Genomic DNA, 5,753 nt, shown 5'->3' on the forward strand with positions numbered 1-5,753 from the left:
CTCCAATAAAGTTAGTTTGTCTAGCATCTAAAATAAAAATTGACGTTTCACGTTGTTTGTTTCGTTCAGTTTTCAAAGAACTACTTAGTCGCTCATTTGCGACTTCCTTATGTTAACATTTTCATCTTTCAATGTCAACTAAGTTTTTTATTTCGTTTGTCGCTTTCGACGTTGTTGTCATCGGCGACTTGTTCTATATTACACCTCTATACTCTAATCGTCAACACTTTTTATAAAGATATTCAATTAAATGTTTTTTACGCTCTTTTGGCTATATACGTCCCTACAAAAATTCATTACCGTAAAACTACCTTCTGCTTCTCTTTAATTTATTCTCGCAAAACATATTCAATTTACTTTGACCCTAGCTTAATTTGCTTGAATATTTCCCTTCCCCAAAACTGTTAATCTTATTTTAACAAATACTAGTATATAATTAGAGGGTTGTTGTACCATCAATGAAATCCATTAGAAGTAGGTGAAGATATGAAAGATATACGTATCCTTATAGCAGACGATGATAAAGAAATCCGTAATTTACTAAAAATATATTTAGAACGAGAATTATATATGGTAGATACTGCGATTGATGGCGAAGTAGCCTTACAGTTATTTAATCAAAACAACTATAGCCTCGTTATATTAGATCTTATGATGCCGAAAGTAGATGGTATCGAAGTATGTAGAAAGCTAAGGGATAAAACTAACGTACCGATATTAATGCTAACCGCTAAAGATCACGAAGTCGATAAAATTTTAGGTTTAAGCATTGGTGCTGATGATTACATTACGAAGCCTTTCAGCATTCACGAAGTGGTTGCACGAGTCAAAGCTCTTATACGGCGTTTTTTCGTTCTTGGAAGTAACATTAGTGTACAAGAGCAGACAACTTTAGCTTTTAAAGGACTAACTATCAATTTAAATACATATACAGTTCACACAAATAAAGAAGAAATCAGCTTAACCGGAAAAGAATTAGAACTATTAAAATTCTTTACTTCAAACCCAGGACAAGTATTTACAAAAACACAGCTCTTCCGCAATGTATGGGACGATAATTATATAGAAGATGATAATACCGTTATGGTACATATTCGAAAACTTAGAAAGAAAATAGAAATCGATCCTTCCAATCCAAAATTCATTCAAACTGTATGGGGAATTGGTTATAAGTTTGTAGGTGAAAAGCTTGAAGATCGATAAAATCCTCTTCCTTATTTCATTACAACTTATCATTTACGGGCTTTTAAATATACAAATGGATCCAAAAGTAAAAATTTCTTTATTTATTACCCTTATCTTAATTACAATGTATCTCTTCTTTTCAAGAATACAATTCATTCAAAATCGCAAATCAATAGACACTAAATTAAGTCGTGCACTAAAGGGGAATTTACAAACGAGATTATTCACAAGTAATGATCAATCGTTACATAATATCGTTTTTTCAATAAACGAACTAATAGCTGAATTAGAAAAGGTTCGGATTAAAGCAAAAAGGTCTGAGGAATCTAGAAAACAACTTTTATCTAGTATCTCACACGATATCCGAACACCACTCACCTCCATTATTGGATATATCGATGCTTTAAAAGATGGGGTTGCTGCTTCTGAAATAGAAAAGCAAGAATATCTTAAAATACTTTATATGAAATCAAATAACTTAAAGCACCTAGTTGATGAAATATTCAATATGGCAAAGCTAGACGCTAATGAATTTCCACTAAAAGAAGAAAAACTCGACTTTTCTGAAGTTACTAGAGATGCTTTGATCGAGTTTTTACCCGAACTCTCAAAACATAATATTAAACTACAAGTTCTTATACCAGAGTCTACTTGTCCTATCATTGCAGATCACCTAAGCCTTATGCGGATTATAGGTAACTTAATGAAAAATGCCATTTATTACGGAAAGAATGGGAAAACAATAGGAGTCGAACTACTAGAAACGGATGCAGCATATGAACTTCTTATTTGGGATAAAGGTCCTGGTATTCCAAAACATGATTTACAAAACGTATTCGAGCGAATGTACCGAAGCGAACAATCAAGAAACTCGTCTTTTGGTGGTAGCGGGCTCGGGCTTTCTATTTCTAAAGCGCTCGTTGAGAGGAATGGTGGGCATATATGGGTTAAAAGTATTCCATGGGAACGAACCACTTTTGGCTTTTCCATTCCAAAACACAATACTTTTAAGAAATAGTTAAGAAATGATTAATATGCAGTTAAGCCTTCCTTTTTATCATGTAAATAAGAACTTATAGAAAGTAGGTGACTCCTATAAACACAATTATAAAAACGACTAATCTTACTAAAGTATATGGCAAGCAAAAATCCGTAGATAATCTAAATATTAACGTTCAACAAGGAGAAATTTATGGATTCATAGGACGTAACGGTGCTGGTAAAACGACAACCATTCGTATGCTGCTTAGTCTTATAAAGCCTACAAGTGGAACTATCGAAATATTCGGAGAGGACTTATTTCAAAATCAAAAAGATATTTTAAGTAGAATTGGTTCTATCGTTGAAGTTCCAGGGTTTTATGAAAACTTAACTGCAAAAGAAAACTTATTAATTAATGCAAAGATAATCGGGGTTTACAAAAAGAATGCTATTGAAGAAGCATTAGAAATAGTGGGCTTGCAGCATGAAACAAAAAAGTTAGTAGGAAAGTATTCTCTAGGCATGAAGCAGCGCCTAGGAATTGCACGCGCTCTTCTCCATTATCCCGAACTACTCATATTAGATGAACCGACTAACGGACTAGACCCCATCGGTATTAAAGAAATGCGAAAACTTATTCATTCTTTAGCTCAAGAAAGGAATATAACGATACTCATTTCTAGTCACATTTTAGCAGAGGTAGAACAGTTAGTTGATCGTATCGGAATTATTCACGAAGGAAGGTTACTAGAAGAAGTTTCTCTTGATAAGCTGCGCAAAGCAAACCGTAAATACATAGAATTTCAGGTGAATAATGACAATAAAGCTGCGATGCTATTAGAAAATCAATTTCAAATTTTCGATTATGAGGTACATGATGAAGGGAATATTCGCATTTACTCTCATTTTGGGCAACAAGGATACATCAACAGAACATTCGTTCTTAATGATATCGAAGTATTAAAAATGATGATCAGTGAAGACAGATTAGAAGATTATTTCACCAAACTAGTTGGAGGTGGGACAATTGGTTAATCTACTCTATACAGAACTATTAAAACTAAAACGCTCTAATATGTTTTTAATTAGCATTATTGGAGCTGGTGTCGCACCTTTCTTAGTCGTAGTAGCCTCTTATATACATATAAAAACAAAACAGCCAACTCCGACTATTTGGTTCCACCAGTTATTCACTGACGTTAACTTATATACTACTTTAGTTATAGGATTCCCTTTATACGGAGTAGTTGTTGCTTATATGTTTACCCGCGAATATGCAGAAGATACACTAAAAAATTTACTAACTATCCCCGTGTCGCGCATTAGTTTTATTATAAGTAAGTTCATCATCCTCTTCCTTTGGATTATGATGCTAACTTTAGTCGCTTGGTCGCTTACTGTAGTATTAGGGCTATTGGGGAACTTCCCTGGTTTTAACATTACTTTACTTTTAGGTTCTTTCCTAAAATTTTTAATATGTGGTGGACTTCTCTTTCTATTGTCTTCACCTATTGTGCTATTAACTCTTGTAATGAAGAGCTATGTACCGCCTATTATATTAACAGTCATTATTACAATGATGAATCTTATGCTCGTAAACTCCAAACATAAAGATTTATTTCCGTGGACCGCTACTCTAGATATTGCAAATAATGAATTACAACCGACATATCCACCAGAGTATTCTTATATCATCATTGCAGCAACAGCAATTTTCGGATTTATTGCAACACTATTCTATTTTAAGAAAGTAGACATTCATTAATTTATAGGAGTGAAACTATGAGCGATATCATTATTGCCTTCATACTCGGTATTGTAGAAGGATTAGCTGAATTTTTACCTATATCCTCTACTGGCCACCTTATATTAGTCGGGCATTTATTAGGCTTTGAAGGAGAAAGAGCAAAAACGTTTGAAATTGTTATTCAGCTAGGCGCAATTTTAGCTATTGCAATTTTATATCATAAACGCCTCGTTTCTTTATGTAATATTAAGCCTCTTCTACGCAAAGAGAAAAAATTCAACGCGTTCCATATATTTCTTGGCGTATTTCCGGCAGTAGTTGCTGGTTTGCTACTACATGATGTTATTAAAACTTACTTATTTCAGCCATACACTGTTGTGATTGGACTTGTAGCAGGAGCAATTCTTATGATCTTTGCAGAAGTAAAAAAGCAAGAAGCAACCTCCTATTCACTGGACGATTTAACGTACCGTCAAGCATTAACAATTGGATTATTTCAATGTTTAGCAGTATACCCTGGCTTCTCTAGAGCCGGCTCTACTATCTCTGGAGGTCTATTGGCAAAAGTAAATTATAAGACTGCATCTGAATTCTCTTTTCTAATAGCTCTTCCTGTAATGATTGGGGCTACAGGCTTAGACTTACTAAAAAGCTGGACGTATTTAAGTGTCGATGACATCCCTATGTTTGCGGTAGGATTCATTACCTCTTTTATAGTAGCGATGCTAGCGGTAGTAACTTTTCTAAAGCTTTTAGAGAAGATAGGTTTAAAACCTTTTGCATACTATCGTATTTTGCTGGCTATCTTATTTACGCTTTTCGTATTACTATAGATTCATATAAGTCACATATCATTAAACTGATATTCAATTTTAGAATATCGGTTTTTTATCTATTTCAACTCTAGTACTACTCACTTCAATATGGCATAGTGATAATAAACTACCATTAATAGTCTGAAGGTTCTTTAAGTAACTATATCCTTTATCATAAAATGCAATTGGAAAATTAAAGATCCCATATATGTACAGAACATATTTACAAACCATATTCATTCCACATAGTATCTTTGAAATTTGCAACACACTGATACAAATTTTAAATGAGCACAAAGACAGAATAAGTAAATAAATAAATCTCCTAGGAATTATAAAGCGACTAAATATTAATTAGAGTGAGGTGACGATAAAATGAATCAATTAGCACAGACATATTGGAATATTTATTGGGGAAATAACAAAAAACCAGAATCTGTTATAGCTTGGCAATTTGGAGATTCCCCTAATTATCTTGCACAACTAGTAATTGACGGTATTAAAACTGCTACATGCTCCGGTCACATTTTTTATGAATTAGAAAATGAACCGCTACCGACCACTAATGATTATAGTATTATACTTAATAGTAATGATGAACCTGTAGCTATTATTAAGATAATAGAAGTAACTGTAACACCAATGAATGAAGTAAGCGAAGAATTCGCTATCGCTGAAGGCGAAGGAGATCGTACTTACAATTACTGGAGAGACACCCATGTTCGTTTTTTTACAAAGGAACTAAATGAGCTTGGTCTTAATTTCTCTGAAGATATGTTACTCGTCTGTGAGCGTTTTGAACTTGTTGATGTGAACAATAAAGTGAAATTATAAAAAACTGAGATTTACCACCCATTCTTATTTTTATAAAACACAAAAAAGACAAGTCATTCTGACTTGTCTTAAAGTTGCTTGGCGACGTCCTACTCTCACAGGGACAAGGTCCCAACTACCATCGGCGCTAGAGAGCTTAACTTCCGTGTTCGGTATGGGAACGGGTGTGACCTCTCTGCCATCATCACCAA

The 5,753-nt window shown here is 33.8% G+C and carries 6 protein-coding genes and 1 rRNA gene; 6 read left to right on the forward strand and 1 reads right to left on the reverse strand.

Annotation, left to right across the window (positions count from 1 at the left end):
• The first annotated feature begins 486 nt into the window (after window positions 1–486).
• The 6 genes from CGQ22_RS31050 to CGQ22_RS31075 all read left to right on the forward strand — a co-directional run bounded on the left by CGQ22_RS31050 (window position 487) and on the right by CGQ22_RS31075 (window position 5,562).
• Window positions 487–1,203, forward strand: a complete 717-nt coding sequence (locus CGQ22_RS31050) for a response regulator transcription factor (protein ID WP_000651981.1) — start codon at window positions 487–489, stop codon at window positions 1,201–1,203.
• The gene (locus CGQ22_RS31055; RefSeq protein ID WP_139032700.1) at window positions 1,190–2,203 is read left to right on the forward strand and encodes a sensor histidine kinase; all 1,014 of its coding nucleotides are present in this window, start codon (window positions 1,190–1,192) and stop codon (window positions 2,201–2,203) included. Before CGQ22_RS31050 ends, CGQ22_RS31055 begins: the two co-directional genes overlap by 14 nt.
• Window positions 2,204–2,271: 68 nt before the next feature.
• Entirely contained in the window at window positions 2,272–3,201 is a 930-nt protein-coding gene (locus CGQ22_RS31060) for an ABC transporter ATP-binding protein (protein WP_000187942.1), read from the forward strand.
• Window positions 3,194–3,931 (forward strand): ABC transporter permease, encoded by a 738-nt coding sequence (locus CGQ22_RS31065; protein WP_000247721.1) that lies wholly within the window; start codon window positions 3,194–3,196, stop codon window positions 3,929–3,931. Before CGQ22_RS31060 ends, CGQ22_RS31065 begins: the two co-directional genes overlap by 8 nt.
• Before the next feature lie 17 nt (window positions 3,932–3,948).
• Window positions 3,949–4,746: an undecaprenyl-diphosphate phosphatase UppP gene (uppP, locus tag CGQ22_RS31070; protein WP_089149801.1), complete on the forward strand. Its 798-nt coding sequence runs from the start codon at window positions 3,949–3,951 to the stop codon at window positions 4,744–4,746.
• A gap of 357 nt (window positions 4,747–5,103) precedes the next feature.
• The gene (locus CGQ22_RS31075; RefSeq protein ID WP_001072426.1) at window positions 5,104–5,562 is read left to right on the forward strand and encodes an ASCH domain-containing protein; all 459 of its coding nucleotides are present in this window, start codon (window positions 5,104–5,106) and stop codon (window positions 5,560–5,562) included.
• Window positions 5,563–5,638: 76 nt separating this feature from the next.
• Here CGQ22_RS31075 and rrf read toward each other — a convergent pair.
• A 5S ribosomal RNA gene (gene rrf, locus CGQ22_RS31080) occupies window positions 5,639–5,753 on the reverse strand.

Origin of the sequence: Bacillus sp. M13(2017), assembly GCF_002218325.1 — a bacterium.
GTDB classification, from domain to species: Bacteria; Bacillota; Bacilli; order Bacillales; family Bacillaceae_G; genus Bacillus_A; species Bacillus_A thuringiensis_K.